This is a genomic window from Streptomyces sp. NPDC085932, assembly GCF_044540525.1.
In the GTDB taxonomy this organism is placed as follows: domain Bacteria; phylum Actinomycetota; class Actinomycetes; order Streptomycetales; family Streptomycetaceae; genus Streptomyces; species Streptomyces levis.
Genome location: NZ_JBITSJ010000004.1, coordinates 506,382 through 521,275, shown reverse-complemented (window position 1 = coordinate 521,275; position 14,894 = coordinate 506,382). Strand labels below are relative to the sequence as shown.

General features: G+C 72.5%; 12 protein-coding genes and 1 tRNA gene. 4 read left to right on the top strand and 9 right to left on the bottom strand.

All coding sequences use genetic code 11. From position 1 onward, the window contains the following. Window position 1: 1 nt before the first annotated feature. From ACIGAQ_RS22640 to ACIGAQ_RS22615, 6 genes are all read right to left on the bottom strand, one after another. Window positions 2–88: transfer RNA gene (locus ACIGAQ_RS22640), tRNA-Ser, on the bottom strand. Between the two features lie 353 nt (window positions 89–441). Next, complete coding sequence (locus ACIGAQ_RS22635; RefSeq protein ID WP_399785421.1) at window positions 442–708, bottom strand: hypothetical protein; 267 nt, start codon at window positions 706–708, stop codon at window positions 442–444. Between the two features lie 110 nt (window positions 709–818). Next, entirely contained in the window at window positions 819–1,538 is a 720-nt protein-coding gene (locus ACIGAQ_RS22630) for an ABC transporter permease (RefSeq protein ID WP_362275815.1), read from the bottom strand. A gap of 9 nt (window positions 1,539–1,547) precedes the next feature. Continuing rightward, a complete protein-coding gene (locus ACIGAQ_RS22625; RefSeq protein WP_311682719.1) occupies window positions 1,548–2,459 on the bottom strand; it encodes an ABC transporter ATP-binding protein in 912 nt (303 codons plus the stop codon). Further along, a complete protein-coding gene (locus ACIGAQ_RS22620) occupies window positions 2,456–3,373 on the bottom strand; it encodes an ABC transporter permease (protein WP_362275818.1) in 918 nt (305 codons plus the stop codon). Before ACIGAQ_RS22620 ends, ACIGAQ_RS22625 begins: the two co-directional genes overlap by 4 nt. Next, window positions 3,363–4,331 carry an ABC transporter ATP-binding protein gene (locus tag ACIGAQ_RS22615; protein WP_311682904.1) on the bottom strand — a complete coding sequence of 323 codons (969 nt, stop codon included), beginning with the start codon at window positions 4,329–4,331 and terminating at the stop codon, window positions 3,363–3,365. Before ACIGAQ_RS22615 ends, ACIGAQ_RS22620 begins: the two co-directional genes overlap by 11 nt. Window positions 4,332–4,498: 167 nt before the next feature. Here ACIGAQ_RS22615 and ACIGAQ_RS22610 point away from each other — a divergent pair, with 167 nt between their 5' ends. The 4 genes from ACIGAQ_RS22610 to ACIGAQ_RS22595 all read left to right on the top strand — a co-directional run bounded on the left by ACIGAQ_RS22610 (window position 4,499) and on the right by ACIGAQ_RS22595 (window position 9,058). Further along, window positions 4,499–6,256: an SDR family oxidoreductase gene (locus tag ACIGAQ_RS22610; protein ID WP_399785416.1), complete on the top strand. Its 1,758-nt coding sequence runs from the start codon at window positions 4,499–4,501 to the stop codon at window positions 6,254–6,256. A 161-nt stretch (window positions 6,257–6,417) separates the two neighbouring features. After that, window positions 6,418–6,966: an RNA 2'-phosphotransferase gene (locus tag ACIGAQ_RS22605; RefSeq protein ID WP_362276540.1), complete on the top strand. Its 549-nt coding sequence runs from the start codon at window positions 6,418–6,420 to the stop codon at window positions 6,964–6,966. A gap of 83 nt (window positions 6,967–7,049) precedes the next feature. Beyond that, window positions 7,050–7,952, top strand: coding sequence for an LLM class flavin-dependent oxidoreductase (locus ACIGAQ_RS22600; RefSeq protein WP_311682713.1), 903 nt, complete (start codon window positions 7,050–7,052; stop codon window positions 7,950–7,952). A 206-nt stretch (window positions 7,953–8,158) separates the two neighbouring features. Further along, the gene (locus ACIGAQ_RS22595) at window positions 8,159–9,058 is read left to right on the top strand and encodes a Cof-type HAD-IIB family hydrolase (protein ID WP_399785413.1); all 900 of its coding nucleotides are present in this window, start codon (window positions 8,159–8,161) and stop codon (window positions 9,056–9,058) included. Between the two features lie 4 nt (window positions 9,059–9,062). On the opposite strand, the gene ACIGAQ_RS22590 is transcribed toward ACIGAQ_RS22595, so the two are convergent. From ACIGAQ_RS22590 to cydB, 3 genes are all read right to left on the bottom strand, one after another. Next, window positions 9,063–10,151, bottom strand: coding sequence for a peptidoglycan DD-metalloendopeptidase family protein (locus tag ACIGAQ_RS22590; protein WP_399785410.1), 1,089 nt, complete (start codon window positions 10,149–10,151; stop codon window positions 9,063–9,065). Between the two features lie 227 nt (window positions 10,152–10,378). Continuing rightward, window positions 10,379–13,867, bottom strand: a complete 3,489-nt coding sequence (gene cydD / locus ACIGAQ_RS22585) for a thiol reductant ABC exporter subunit CydD (protein WP_399785407.1) — start codon at window positions 13,865–13,867, stop codon at window positions 10,379–10,381. A gap of 12 nt (window positions 13,868–13,879) precedes the next feature. Further along, the gene (gene cydB / locus ACIGAQ_RS22580; protein ID WP_399785404.1) at window positions 13,880–14,884 is read right to left on the bottom strand and encodes a cytochrome d ubiquinol oxidase subunit II; all 1,005 of its coding nucleotides are present in this window, start codon (window positions 14,882–14,884) and stop codon (window positions 13,880–13,882) included. Window positions 14,885–14,894 lie beyond the last annotated feature (10 nt).

Sequence of the window (14,894 nt, the reverse complement as noted above, 5' to 3'; positions counted from 1 at the left end):
GCGGAGGATGCACGGATCGAACGTGCGCGGGCCTTCCGGCCCGACCATGGCTTAGCAAGCCAGTGCCTTACCACTCGGCCAATCCTCCGGGTGGGCGGCCCACGCGAGGTGCGACTCGCGTGCTCGAAGCGGCCGCCCCGGGCAGCTCCCCGTGCGGGGCAAGGCTCCACGGAGAGGTGGCGACTACTCCGGAGCCTGCCGCGGGCTGCCCTGAAGGGAGCTGGACGTACTGCCGTGCATGGACATCGTCCCGCTCCTCTCCCAGACGTGGCACCGCCGGACTCCTCGTCCGGCAGGAACACGACTACTCTGCCCGCCGGGCGAAACGGACGCCACCGATTAAATCGGCGGGCGGGGACGGACGGGGCCCGGGGGCCGGCGGCCGGGGGCCGACGGCCGGAGGGCATCCCGTGCGGGAGGCAGACGACCGGCCCGCGGGCGTCAGCGCTTGCGCCACCTGCGCCGCCGGGCCTTGCTGAAGAACCAGCCGGCGGGCGGCTCGTCGGAGCGCCAGGGCTGCGGCTCCGGTTCCTCGCGGCGCCAGCGCGCGGCGAGCATCCGGGCCCGGGCCGACGGCTCGGAGGTCTCGGCGGAGCGTATGAAGTCGTCGTCCAGGACGACCTCGCCCCAGGCGTCGTCCCCGGACCCGGACCCCGACCCGGAGTCCGGCTGTCCGCGGTCGTCGTACTGTGCCCTCTCGCCCGCCATGCGTGTCCCTCCCGGCCGTCCGACTCCCGTGTGCCGCGTGCGGTGTAGCTATGTCCCGTTCGCCCAGTGTGCCCTGACGGGGGTGAAGCCCCCGTCAAGGCCCGGGCACGTCACTCCTCGCCGGCCAGCGTGAGCGAGCGCAGCTTCTGACCGGCGTACCAGGTGGCCAGCACCGTGACGGCGACCAGCAGCACCGTCGCCGTGGTCAGGCCCACGTCCGAGGTCACCAGCTCCCCGCCGGCCACCTTCTGAGCCACCGCCAGCGACCACTGCTGGACACTCAGCGTGCGCGCGCCCGGCACCAGGGAGCCGAACAGGGCCTCCCAGACCAGGGCGTAGACCAGGCCGAACACCACGGCGTGCCGCGAGACCGTGCCGAGCAGCAGGAACAGGGCGGCGTAGGCGATGGACGCGACCAGGGCCGCCACCGTGTAGGCCACGGCGATCTGCTGGCCGTTGCCGTTGAGGATGAAGCCGGCGATCAGCGTCGGCACCGCGGAGAACACCATCGTCACCGCGATCGCGACGATCAGCTTGGTGAAGATGATGGTCGGCCGTTTGATCGGCTTGGACAGCAGGTACACCACCGAGCCGTCGTCGATCTCCGGGCCGATGGCTCCCGTGCCGGCGATGACGCCGATGATCGGCACCATCGTGGCCAGGGCGAGACCGCCCAGCAGGTCGGACGCCGTCTGGTCGTCCGCTCCGGCCAGGCCGCGCACCGCCACGGCGATCACGATCAGCAGCAGCGGCAGCGCGCCGAGGATGAGGGCCCGGCGCCGGCCGAGCAGGGCCCGGTAGGTGAGCCGGGCGACTGTGGGGTCGTACATCAGGGCCTCCTACGCCGCGACCAGGTACGAGAAGACGGACTCGAGGGACTCGTCGGACGGCGAGACCGTGAGCAGCCGGATGCCGTGGTCCCTGGCGACCCTGGGCAGCAGCGCGGTGAAGCGGCCGAAGTCGACGGCCTGGATGCGCAGCGCGCCCTCGGCGTGGTCGACCTCGATGCCGGACGTCGACGGGTCGGCGATCAGCGCGGCCGCGAGGGCGCGGTCGTCGCTGGAACGCACCAGATAGCGGTGCGGCCGGTCGGTCATCAGGCGGCGGATCTTGCGGAAGTCACCGCTGGCCGCGTGCCGCCCGGCGACGACGACCTCGATGTGCCAGGCGAGCTGCTCGACCTCTTCGAGGATGTGGGACGAAAACAGCACCGTGCGGCCTTCGTCGCCCATGCGCCGCAGCAGGTCCATCAGCTGCATGCGCTGGCGCGGGTCCATGCCGTTGAAGGGCTCGTCGAGCAGCAGCAGCGACGGGTCGTGCACGAGCGCGGAGGCCATCTTCACGCGCTGGCGCATGCCCTTGGAGTACGTCTGGATCTTGCGGTCCTGCGCGTACTCCATCTCGACCGTGGCCAGGGCCTTCTGGGCCGCCTTGGCGCCCAGGCCGTGCAGTTCGGCGTTGGCGAGGACGAACTCCTTGCCGGTGAGGAAGTCGTACATCGCCTCCCGTTCGGGGACGACGCCGATGTGCTTGTAGATCTCCTCGTTGCGCCAGACGGGCTGCCCGTCGAGGGTGACCGTGCCGGTGGAGGGGGCCAGGAAGCCGCCCATCATGTTGATGAGGGTGGACTTCCCGGCGCCGTTGGGGCCGAGCAGGCCCGTGACGCCGGGGCCGATGGTCATGGTGATGTCGTTGACGGCGACCACGTTGCCGAACCAGCGGGAGACGTGGTCGATGGAGAGCGTGGTCACAGTCCCACCTTCTTGTAGCGGCGCATCAGGAGGCCGTAGCTCGCCGCGATCAGGCCGAGGGCGACGAGGACGAAGACGACGCCCTCGCCCGTGCTCGGCCCCACCCCGCCGGGGAAGGCCGCGGTCGCGCCCAGGAACGCCGACTGCACACCGTCGACGAGGGTGATCGGCGAGAACAGCCCGATCCACGGCACGGCGTCGCCGCTGCCCTGGGCGTCGGCGATGGCCTGGAGGGTGGAGACCGCGCCGTAGCTGATGGTCAGGACGGCGATCACGGCCGCGATGCCGAAGCCGCGGCGCGGGGTGAAGGAGGCAATGACCAGGCCGATGCCGGCGAAGAGCAGCGAGAGCAGTGCCACGGAGACGAGTCCCTGTGCGAATCCCTTGGTCTGGTCGGCGAAGTCGAGCTTGGCCAGCAGGGCGCCGACGTAGAGCACCAGCAGGGGAGCGGCCGTGAGGACGAACAGCGCCGAGGCCAGCGCCGCGAACTTGGCGCGGACGTAGTCGGCGGTCTCGATCGGCCGCGAGAAGTAGAGGGGCACCGTCTTGAAGCGCAGGTCGCGCGAGACGGACTGGGGCGCCTGCGAGGCGACGTACAGGCTGATGACCGCCTGCATGACGATCGCGTAGCGCGTGTAGTCCAGCGGCAGTTCCTTGGCCTTGGTGGCGACCGCGACGGCCACCATGATGGCCGCGGGCACGCACATCACCACGAACAGCAGCATCGGCAGGACCTTGGACTTCACCGAGCGGCCGAGGCCGTAGGCGCCGCGCAGCGACTGCGAGTACAGGGAGCGGCGGGCGTAGGCGCGGCCCAGGCGCGGCCCGTCGTAGCTGCGGTAGCCGATGTTGTGGATGCGGGTCTGGTCACCCGGTGCCGGGACGGATGTCCCCGTGGAGTGCTCAACCGCCATGGCCGACCGCCTCCTTCCGCTGCTCGTTCCGGTCGCCGGTCGTGAAGACCTCGGAGATGTGGTGCCGGCGCTGCTCCATGCGCACCAGACCCAGGCCGAGGTCGGCGATCACGTCTCTGACCAGGTCGTACGTCTCTTCGCCCTGCGCGGTCAAGTGCAGGATGTGGCCCGCGCCGGGCAGGCCGCTGCCGTCCTCGACGCTCACCCCGCGCGCGTGCAGCGCCTCGCGGACCGCCCGGGTGCCGTCCGGGTGCTCGTCGGTGTCGGTGACCTCGATCGCCAGGGTCGTGGTGATCTGTGTGAAGTCCGTGGTGGAGCTGGAGCGCAGCAGCTTGCCGCCGTCGATGACGACGACGTGGTCGCAGGTGCGCTCCAGTTCGCCCAAAAGGTGCGAGGTGACCAGGACCGAGATGCCGAAGTCGGTGTGGATCCGGCGGATCAGACCGAGCATCTCGTCGCGGCCGACCGGGTCCAGGCCGTTGGTCGGCTCGTCGAGGAAGACCAGCTGCGGGTCGTGGACGAGGGCCTGCGCGAGCTTCACGCGCTGCTTCATGCCGGTCGAGTAGCCGCCGATGGGGCGGTAGCGCTCCTCGTACAGGCCGACATGGCGCAGGGTGTCGGCCGTGCGCTCGCGCGCGGCCGTGGGCGGCAGGCCGGACATGCGCGCCATGTGGACGACGAACTCGGTGGCCGAGACGTCCGGCGGCAGGCAGTCGTGCTCGGGCATGTACCCGACCCGCTCGCGGATGGCGGCGCCCTTCGTGGCGACGTCCAGGCCGAGCACTTCGGCGCGGCCCTCGGTGGCGGGGGACAGACCCAGCAGGATCTTGATCAGTGTGGACTTGCCGGCTCCGTTGGCTCCGACGAGTCCGGTCACACCGGGCCCGACGTCCACGGAGAGCCGGTCAAGCGCGGTCACCCGGGGGAACCGCTTGCTCAGGCTTTCGGTCGCGATCACAGTCACGCTACGACGGTAGGGGCCGGGCGCGTGGCGGTCGTCACTCCGCAGAGCTGTCTTGGGATCAGCCTCGAGTATTACGGGCCCTTAGGGGACCTGGTCCTCCAGGGTTACCACGGCCGGGGAGCGCTATTGACGAACTCTCTAACAACTGCCAGATTCGCCGGATGACGTTGCTCACGGGTGCGCGGGAGCGCAGGGTACGGACCGGCGGAGTCGAGCTGTGCGTGGCCGAGCTGGGTGATGCGGGACGGCCGACGATCGTCCTCGTGCACGGCTACCCCGACAGCAAGGAGGTGTGGTCGGAGGTCGCCGCACGACTCGCCGGGGACTTCCACGTGGTCGCCTACGACGTCCGCGGCCACGGCCGGTCCACGGCCCCGCGGCCCCTGCGCGGCGGATTCACGCTGGAGAAGCTGACGGACGACTTCCTGGCCGTCGCGGACGCGGTCAGCCCGGACCGGCCGGTGCACCTGGTCGGGCACGACTGGGGCTCGGTGCAGGCCTGGGAGTTCACCACCGTCCGGCGCACCGAGGGCCGTATCGCGTCCTTCACGTCGATGTCCGGGCCGTCGCTGGATCACTTCGGCCACTGGATCGGCCGGCGCGTGAAGCGCCCCACTCCGCGCAGGGTCGGCCAGCTCCTCGGGCAGGGCGCCCGCTCCTGGTACGTGTATCTGCTGCACACGCCCGTGCTGCCCGAGCTGGCCTGGCGCGGTCCGCTGGGCAAGCGCTGGCCGAAGGTCCTGGAGCGGGTGGAGAAGGTGCCCCGGGGCGACTACCCCACCTCATCCCTGCCCTCGGACGCCGCCCACGGGGCGTGGCTGTACCGCGACAACGTCCGGCCCCGGATGCGCAACCCGCGCACCGACGCGTACGCGCACGTGCCCGTGCAGGTCATCACGCCCCTGGAGGACCGGTTCCTGTCGGAGCGGCTCGACGAGGAGCTGGAGCAGTGGGTTCCGCGGCTGACTCGCAGGACGATCCAGGCGGGGCACTGGATCCCGCGGACCCGCCCCGACCGGGTGGCCGCGTGGATCGGGGAGTTCGTGACGTCCGTGGAGAGCGGCAGCGCGCCCGAGGCGGCGAGCGGGCCGCACGCCGAGCGGTTCTCCGGTCAGTTGGTGCTGGTCACCGGCGCGGGCAGCGGCATCGGGCGGGCCACGGCGCTGGCCTTCGCCGCGGCCGGCGCACGCGTGGTGGCCGTCGACCGGAACGCCGAGGCGGCGGTCCGCACCGCCGAGGCGTCCCGCCGGGCCGGCGCGCCGGAGGCCTGGGCGGAACCGGCCGACGTCTCCGACGAACAGGCCATGGAGAAGCTCGCCGAGAAGGTCACCGGCGCGTACGGCGTGGTGGACGTCCTGGTCAACAACGCCGGCATCGGGCTGTCCGGCTCCTTCTTCGACACCACGACCCAGGACTGGAAGAAGGTCCTCGACGTCAACCTGTGGGGTGTGATCCACGGCTGCCGGCTCTTCGGCCGGCGGATGGCCGAGCGGGGGCAGGGCGGTCACATCGTCAACGTGGCCTCCGCCGCGGCCTACCAGCCGTCCCGGGCCCTGCCCGCCTACAGCACCTCCAAGGCGGCCGTGCTCATGCTCAGCGAGTGCCTGCGCGCGGAACTCGCCGGGCAGGGCATCGGCGTGACGGCGGTCTGCCCGGGCTTCGTCAACACCGCCATCACGTCGACGGCGCGCTTCGCCGGGGTCGACGGGCCGGAGGAGAAGCGGCTCCAGCAGCGCGCCGCCCGCCTGTACGGGCTGCGCAACTATCCGCCGGAGAAGGTCGCCCGGACCGTGCTGCGGGCGGTCGTGCGCGACGAGCCGGTGGTCGCGGTGACGCCGGAGGCCCGGACCGCCCGGGTGCTCTCGCGGCTCGCGCCGGGGGTGCTGCGGAGGATCGCGCGGGTCAGGCCGCCGGTATGACGGGGTGCCAAGGACCGCTTCCGCGCGGCCAGTTGTCCACAGCGACGACCATTTCCCCTGTGGATAACACCACTTGGTTGTGGATCAAACCCGAAGAGTGAAACTCGATCGCGTGATTCACGTCTCTCCCCCACCCTGGTCGCATGGACAACCTTGATGGGATGGACGAGAGACGCACCGTGAAGGTGTCGAAGTACCTGTCGAAGCATCTGCGTCACCAGCCGGAGCGGATCGGGCTCACCCTCGACGAGGCGGGCTGGGTGGAGATCGACACCCTGATCGCCGCGGCCGCCGCCCACGGTTTCCGGTTCACCCGCGCCGAGCTCGATCACGTGGTCGCCACCAACGACAAGCGGCGCTTCGCCGTCGAGGGCACGCGCATCCGTGCCAGCCAGGGCCACAGCATCGAGGTCGACCTCGGCCTGCCGACGGCGACCCCGCCCGCACACCTCTACCACGGCACGATCGCCCGCCATCTCGACGCGATCCGGTCGGAAGGGCTGCGGCCGATGAACCGGCACGCCGTGCATCTCTCACCCGACCGGGAGACGGCGACCCGTGTCGGCGCCCGCCGCGGCCGCCCGGTCGTCCTGACGGTGGACGCGGGCGCCATGCACCGCGACGGCCACGTCTTCCACGTCAGCGCGAACGGCGTATGGCTGACCCAAGCCGTGCCCTCTCCCTATCTGCGCTTCCCCGGACCCCGCTGACGTGCCGCGTTCCTCCGACCGCCCAGAGTGAGCGTTTCACGTGAAACACGGGGAACCCTCCGGGCTCCCTTAGGCTCGATGGCATGAGTCTGCGTCTGAGCACCGTGATCCTCCCGTACCGCCGCTGGCACGAAGGCGGCCGCGCGGCCTGGACCCGTGCCGAGCAGCTCGGTTTCCACACCGCGTACACCTACGACCACCTCTCCTGGCGCACCTTCCGGGACGGTCCGTGGTTCGGTGCCGTGCCCACCCTCACCGCCGCCGCGACCGTCACCGACCGGCTCCGGCTCGGCACGCTGGTGACCTCGCCGAACTTCCGGCACCCCGTGACCCTCGCCAAGGAACTGATCTCCCTGGACGACATCTCCGGCGGGCGGGTCACGCTGGGCATCGGCGCGGGCGGCTCCGGCTTCGACGCCACCGCGCTCGGCCAGGAACCCTGGACCCCGCGCGAGCGCGCCGACCGCTTCGCCGAGTTCGTCCCGCTCCTCGACCGGCTGCTCAGCGAGGACGCGGTGTCGTACGAGGGTGACTTCTACGCCGCCCACGAGGCACGCAACATCCCCGGCTGTGTGCAGCGCCCCAGGCTGCCGTTCGCGGTGGCGGCGACCGGGCCCCGCGGGATGCGCCTCGCCGCCCGCTACGGACAGGCGTGGGTGACCACCGGCGACCCCAAGCTGTACGAGAACGGCACGGCCGATCAGTCGCTTCAAGCCATGCGCGGACAGGCCGACAGGCTCGCCGACATCTGCGCAGAGACCGGCCGCGACATGAGCGACCTCGACCGGATCCTGCTCACCGGGTTCACCCCGGAGCGCACGGGCCCGCTGCAGTCGCTCGACGCGTTCGTCGACTTCGCCGGTCGCCACGCCGAGCTGGGATTCACGGAGCTCGTGATCCACTGGCCGATCCCCGACTCGGACTTCGCGGCGGACGAGAAGGTCTTCGAGCAGATCGCCATGGAGGCACCGGCTCAGCTGCGCTGAAGCACCCGGGGGTCCGCGCGGGGGGGGGGGGGGGGGGGGCCCGGGCAGGGGCGGGAAGCCATGGTGGGGGAAAGCCATGGTGGAGGCGGAAAGCCCGGGCGGGGGCGGGAAGCCCCGGCGGGGACGTGAAACCCGGTAGGGCGGAAGCCCTGGCCAAGGGCGGGATCCACTCACCTGTGCACGGTGCCGCACGCCCGTGCAGGCATATGCGGGACAATGGCCGGGTGACCTCAGCGACCCGACAGCACGAGACCGCGGCCGAGACCCTCCCCCCGCGGCTGATCGCCACCGACCTCGACGGCACCCTGCTGCGCGACGACAAGTCGGTCTCCCCGCGCACGGTCGCCGCCCTGGCCGCCGCCGAGGAAGCGGGCATCGAGGTCTTCTTCGTCACCGGCCGGCCGGCCCGCTGGATGGACGTCGTCAGCGACCATGTGCACGGCCACGGCCTGGCCATCTGCGGCAACGGCGCCGCCGTCGTCGACCTGCACGGCGGCCCCGGGGCCCACCGGTTCGTGAAGGTGCGCGAGCTGGCCCGCGAGAACGCCCTCGACGCCGTGCGGCTGTTGCGCGAGGCGGCGCCGGGCACGGTGTACGCGGTGGAGCAGACGTACGGCTTCTACCAGGAACCGGCGTACCCGAAGCTGCACATGGAGATACCCGACAGCCTCGCCCCGGCCGAGGAACTGCTCTCGGCAGGGCACCGGGCGGCCGGCGAGCCGGTGCTGAAGATCCTCGCCTACCATCCCGAGCTGGACCCCGACGCCTTCCTCACCCTGGCCCGGCTCGCCATCGGGGACCGCGCCAACGTGACCCGTTCCAGCCCCAGCGCCCTGCTGGAGATCAGCGGCCCCGACGTCTCCAAGGCGAGCACCCTCGCCCTGTGCTGCGCCGAGCGCGGCATCTCGCACGAAGAGGTCGTCGCCTTCGGCGACATGCCCAACGACGTCGAGATGCTCACCTGGGCGGGCCGGTCGTTCGCGATGGGCAACGCCCACCCGGACGTCATCGCCGCGGCCTCGGGGCGCACCGTCGCCAACAACGACGACGGAGTCGCCGTCGTGATCGAGCGGCTGGTGGCCGAGCGGCTCCGGCCGCGGGGCTGACCGGTCAGAGCGACACACCACGGGCCGCGAGCCAGGACACCGGGTTCACCGCCGAGCCCGACTCGGGCGTGACCCGCGTCTCGAAGTGCAGGTGCGGCCCGGTGGAATTGCCCGTGGTGCCCGACTGGCCGATCCACTGCCCCGGAACGACCTGCTCGCCCTGGTCGACCGCCACGGACGCGAGGTGGGCGTACTGCGTGTAGTAGCCGCCCGCGTGCCGCAGCACGATCTCGATGCCGAAGGGTCCGCCGCAGGAGACCCTCACCACTCGTCCCGCCCCCACGGCCCGCACCGGCGTGCCGATCGGCACCGCGAAATCCTGCCCGGTGTGCCGGTGCGCCCACCGGGCACCGCCGCTGCCGTAGGACGCGGACAGCTCGTACGTCTCCACGGGAGCCACCCACGCGCTCGTGAACGCCGTCTGCGGCTGGTCGAGCCGGACCGCCCCCCGGCACGCCCCCGCCGCCACCGCGGCGTCCGCCTGCCCCTGGAGCTCTTCGCGGGCCGACTCCAGCTTCTCCTCGATGTCCGCCTTCAGCGCGGCCAGTTCGGTGTTCCGCTTCTCCAGCACCTGCCACTCGGCCGCGGCCTTCGCCTCGTCCGCGGCGAGCCGTGCCTCGGCCCGGCGGTTCCTGGAGATGGCGTTGTTCACGGCGAGATCGGCCTGGGCGAAGGCATGGTGACCGCGCATCAGGCCCTCGGGACTGTCGGCCAGCATCATCTGGGCGGCGACCGGCAGACCACCGCTGGTGCGGTACTGGGCGCGGGCGATGCGGCCCAGGTCCTCGTGCAGGGCCGCGATGTGCCGCCGCTGGGTGTCGAGGAGTTCCTCCGCCCGCCGGGCCTTGGCCCGTTGCTCGTCGGCCTCGGCGCGGCCCGCCTCGTACTGCTGCGTCGCCACCGCGGCCTCCTCGTAGAGCCGCACCACCTCGGCGCTCAGGCCCGTCGCCAGGCCGCCGCCGTGTGTATGGGTCTCGGGGCCGCCGGCGGGGTCGGCGGGTTCCTCGTCCGCGGTCATGGGCCGGGCCCCGAGGACCGCCAGCACGCACAGCAGAACGGGAACGACCACGCGATGGCGGCGAAGTGAGCGCATGTCAGCGATCGTCGCCCAGGGCCGGGGCCCGGTCGCGTTCATCTCGTACGGCCGGGGGACCGGCTGAGCCGAACGGCCCAGCCCAGCGCCCCACCGAGCCCGCCCGGGGCCCGACGACGAGCGACTCCGCCCCCACCGAGCCCAGCCGCAGCACGGCGTCGAACCACCCCGCCCCCCACCGAGCCCGTCCAAGGCACTGCGGCGAGCGACTCCGCCCCCGGACCCGTCTAGGGGACCGCGGCGAGCGACTCCGAGGCCGCCTCGCGCTCCGCCATCGTCCGCAACGGTCCGTCCACCGCCACCAGCTCCTCGTACCGCCCGCGCTGCACCACCCGTCCCCCGTCCAGCACGAGCACCTCGTCCACCGCCTCCAGACCCGCCAGCCGGTGGGTGATGAGCAACGTGGTACGGCCCTCGGTCGCGGCCAGCAGGTCGGCGGTCAGCGCGTCGGCCGTCGGCAGGTCGAGGTGCTCGGCCGGCTCGTCGAGGACCAGGACGGGGAAGTCGGCGAGCAGCGCCCGGGCCAGGGCGAGGCGCTGCCGCTGCCCTCCGGACAGCCGCGCTCCGTGCTCGCCGACGAGGGTGTCGAGCCCTTCGGGCAGGCTGTCGGCCCAGTCCAGCAGCCGGGCCCGGCCGAGCGCGGCCCGCAAATCGTCCTCACCGGCGTCCTTCCTCGCCAGCAGGAGGTTCTCGCGCAGCGAGCTGTCGAAGAGGTGCGCGTCCTGCGCGCACAGCCCGACGAAGGCGCGGACGTCGTCGCCGGGCAGCGCGTGGGCGTCCACACCCGCGAGCGTGTACGTGCCCGTGTGCGCGTCGAGGAACCGCAGCAGCACCTGAGCCAGCGTCGTCTTGCCGGAGCCGGAAGGCCCGACCACGGCGATCCGGCGTCCCTCGCCGAGGGTGAGGTCGAGCCCGGCGAGCGCGTCCCGGTCCTGCCCCGCGTGTCGCGCGGCCAGCCCCTTGACGACCACCGGGAAGGGCGACACGGGCGCCTGCCGGGGCCGCTCGGGCTCCGCCACCGGCTCCGGCGCGTCCAGCACCTCGAAGACCCGCTCGGCACTGCGGCGCACCCGCTGCCGGTACTGCACGGCGAGCGGCAGTCCCAGCACGGCTTCGAACGCGGCCAGCGGGGTCAGGACGACGACGGCCAGGGCGACGCCGTCCAGCCGCCCGGCCGCGACGGCCTGTACCCCGGCCAGGGCTGCGGCCGTGACGGTGAGGCCTGAGATCAACGCGGTGAGCCCGTCGCCGAGTGCCGTGGCCGTGGCGGCGCGCGAGGCGATCCGGGTGAGCACCCCGTCGGCGTCACGGGCCTCGGCGGTCCGCGCGGGCAGGGCACCGGCGACGGTCAGCTCCGCGGTGCCGGTGAGCAGATCGGTCACCCGGGTCGCCAGCACCCCGCGGGCCGGGGCCAGCCGGTGCTCGGCCCGCCGGGCGACCGCCGCCGTGAGCAGCGGCACTCCGGCACCCGCGGCCAGCAGCCCGGCTGCGAGCAGCGCCCCGGCCTCGGGCAGCAGCCACGCCGTGAAACCGACCGACGCGACCGACACGAACACGGCCGCCCCGGCCGGCAGCAGCCACCGCAGCCAGTAGTCCTGCAGCGCGTCCACGTCCGCCACGAGCCGCGAGAGCAGATCGCCCCGGCGGGTCCGGCGCAGCCCCGCGGGCGCGAGCCGCTCCAGCCTGCGGAACACCGCGACCCTGGTGTCCGCCAGCATCCGCAGCACGGCGTCGTGCGACACCAGCCGCTCGGCGTACCGGAACACGGCCCGCCCGATGCCGAAGGCGCGCGTCGCCGTCACGGCCATCATCAGGTACAGCACGGGCGGCTGCTGCGAGGCCCGGGAGATCAGCCATCCGGACGTCGCCATCAGCCCCACGGCACTGCCGAGCGCGAGACTCCCGAGCAGCAGCGCGAGTCCGAGCCGCCCGCGCCGGGCGCCGGACAGGGCGCGGACGCGTGCGAGGACCCTGCCCGAGGTGGGCGCCTCGGTGGACGCCGCCGAGGTGGCCGGCAGGGACGGACCGCGCTCGGCGGACCGGGCCGTGCGGGTCGGGGCGGCCACGGCGGACACCCCGGACGGCTCCGGCTCCGCCAGCCGCACCACCCGGTCCGCCACCTGAAGCAGCGCCGGCCGGTGCACCACCAGCAGCACGGTCCGCCCGGCCGCCAGGCGCCGCACCGCCGCCACGACCTCGGCCTCGGTGGCCCCGTCCAGGGCCGCCGTCGGCTCGTCGAGCAGCAGCACGGGCCGGTCGGCGAGGAACGCCCGGGCCAGCGCGAGCCGCTGCCGCTGCCCGGCGGACAGTCCCGTCCCGTCTTCGCCGAGCACGGTCGCGGCACCCTCGGGCAGCGCGTCCACGAACTCCAGTGCCCCGGCGTCCCGCAGCGCCCGCCGCACGGCCTCGTCGTCCGCGTCGGGCCGCGCCAGCCGTACGTTCTCGGCGACGGTCCCGGCGTACAGGTGCGGCCGCTGCGGGACCCAGGCGATCCGGGACCGCCACTGTTCCAGGTCTGCCTCGGCGAGATCGACTCCCCCGGCCACGACCCGTCCCTCGGCCGGGGTGACGAACCCGAGCAGGACGCCGAGCAGCGTCGACTTGCCGGCGCCGCTCGGGCCGACCAGGGCGACCGTCTCCCCGGGATCGACCCGGAAGGTCACCCCGGAGACGACGTCACCCGACCGCCCCGGATACCGGACGGTCACACCCTCGAAGGCCAGCGCGCCCTCGGGCACGGCCCGGGAACCGGTCGCCGGCACCGGCGTCTCCAGGACCTCGAAGATCTCCTCGGCCGCGGCGAGCCCCTCCGCCGCCGCGTGGTACTGCGCCCCGACCTGCCGCAACGGCAGATACGCCTCCGGGGCCAGGATCAGGATGACCAGGCCGATGTACAGGTCCATCTCGCCGTGCACCAGCCGCATGCCGATCGTCACGGCGACCAGGGCCACCGAGATCGTCGCGAGCAGCTCCAGCGCGAACGAGGAGATGAAGGCGATCCGCAGCGTCCGCATGGTCGCCCGCCGGTACTCGCCGGTGATCTGCCGGATGGACTCGGCCTGCGCCTTGGCGCGCCCGAAGACCTTCAGCGTCGGCAGTCCGGCGACGACGTCCAGGAAGTGGCCGGAGAGCCGCGACAGCAGCCGCCACTGACGGTCCATCCGTGACTGGGTGGCCCAGCCGATGAGCATCATGAAGACCGGGATGAGCGGCAGGGTGCCCACGATGATGGCCGCCGAGACCCAGTCCTCGGTGACGATTCGCGCCAGCACCGCCACCGGCACGACCACGGCCAGACCCAGCTGGGGCAGGTACCGCGAGAAGTAGTCGTCCAGGGCGTCGACCCCTCGGGTGGCCAGGGCCACCAGCGATCCGGTCCGCTGTCCGCTCAGCCAGCCCGGTCCCAGCCGGGTGGCCCGCTCCAGCAGCCGTCCCCGCAGCTCCGACTTCACCGCCGCGCTCGCCCGGTGGGCGGCGAGCTCGGTGAGCCAGCCGACCAGCGCCCGCCCGACCGCGACGGCGACCAGGAGCAGCAGGGGAGTGCCCAGCGCGGACACCGCCAGGCCGTGCTGGAAGGCGCCGACCACGACCTCGGCGATGAGCATCGCCTGCGCGATGACCAGCCCTGCCCCGAGCGCTCCCAGGGCGACGACCGCCGCCAGGAAACCCCGGGTGGCACGGGCGTGGCGGAGCAGGCGCGGATCGATTGGTTTCACGTGAAACACACCTCAGTGCACGGGATCGGCGATGTGCTGCGTACCGATCCGCTTACGGAAGACCCAGTAGGTCCAGCCCTGGTAGACCATCACCACCGGCGTCGCGACCCCCGCGCACCACGTCATGATCTTCAGCGTGTACGGGCTGGACGAGGCGTTGGTGACCGTCAGGCTCCAGTCCGGGTTCAGCGTCGACGGCATGACGTTCGGGAACAGCGTCAGGAACAGCACCGCCACCGTGGCCACGATGGTCAGGCCGGACAGGACGAACGCCCAGCCCTCGCGCCCGGCCCGGGCCGCGGCCAGCGCCAGGACCAGCGACGCCACGGCCACGACCACGGCGACGAGCGACGCCCCGTCACCCCGCTCGGACTGCGTCCACAGCAGGAAGGCGAGGGCCAGCAGGGCGGTCACGGCGCCGACGCGCAGCGCCAGCTTCCGCGCCCGCTCCCGGATCTCGCCGACGGTCTTGAGGCCGACGAACACCGTCCCGTGGAAGGTGAACAGCGTCAGCGTCACCAGACCACCGAGCAGGGCGTACGGGTTGAGCAGGTCCAGGACGCCACCGGCGTAGTTGAAGTCCCGGTCGATCTTCACGCCGCGCACGATGTTGCCGAAGGCCACACCCCACAGGAAGGCCGGCAGCAACGAGGTCCAGAAGATCGCCGTCTCCCAGTTGCGCTGCCAGTTCTCCTCGGGCCGCTTGACGCGGTACTCGAAGGCCACGCCCCGGACGATGAGGCAGACCAGGATGAGCAGCAGGGGCAGGTAGAAGCCGGAGAACAGCGTGGCGTACCACTCGGGGAAGGCGGCGAAGGTCGCGCCGCCCGCCGTGAGCAGCCACACCTCGTTGCCGTCCCAGACGGGCCCGATCGTGTTGATCAGCACCCGCTTCTCGGGCCGGTCGCGGGCGAGCAGCTTGGTGAGCACCCCGACCCCGAAGTCGAAGCCCTCCAGGAAGAAGTAGCCGGTCCACAGGACGGCGATCAGGACGAACCAGACGTCGTGCAGTTCCATGACGATGCAG

What these genes read in the sequence shown, in the direction of transcription:
- ACIGAQ_RS22605 (WP_362276540.1), top strand. Translation starts at nt 6,418, where the DNA reads ATGGACGAGAGACGCACCGTGAAGGTGTCGAAGTACCTGTCGAAGCAT.
- ACIGAQ_RS22610 (WP_399785416.1), top strand. Translation starts at nt 4,499, where the DNA reads ATGACGTTGCTCACGGGTGCGCGGGAGCGCAGGGTACGGACCGGCGGA.
- ACIGAQ_RS22635 (WP_399785421.1), bottom strand. Translation starts at nt 708, where the DNA reads ATGGCGGGCGAGAGGGCACAGTACGACGACCGCGGACAGCCGGACTCC.
- ACIGAQ_RS22595 (WP_399785413.1), top strand. Translation starts at nt 8,159, where the DNA reads ATGCGGGACAATGGCCGGGTGACCTCAGCGACCCGACAGCACGAGACC.
- ACIGAQ_RS22600 (WP_311682713.1), top strand. Translation starts at nt 7,050, where the DNA reads ATGAGTCTGCGTCTGAGCACCGTGATCCTCCCGTACCGCCGCTGGCAC.
- ACIGAQ_RS22630 (WP_362275815.1), bottom strand. Translation starts at nt 1,538, where the DNA reads ATGTACGACCCCACAGTCGCCCGGCTCACCTACCGGGCCCTGCTCGGC.
- cydB (WP_399785404.1), bottom strand. Translation starts at nt 14,884, where the DNA reads ATGGAACTGCACGACGTCTGGTTCGTCCTGATCGCCGTCCTGTGGACC.
- ACIGAQ_RS22620 (WP_362275818.1), bottom strand. Translation starts at nt 3,373, where the DNA reads ATGGCGGTTGAGCACTCCACGGGGACATCCGTCCCGGCACCGGGTGAC.
- ACIGAQ_RS22590 (WP_399785410.1), bottom strand. Translation starts at nt 10,151, where the DNA reads ATGCGCTCACTTCGCCGCCATCGCGTGGTCGTTCCCGTTCTGCTGTGC.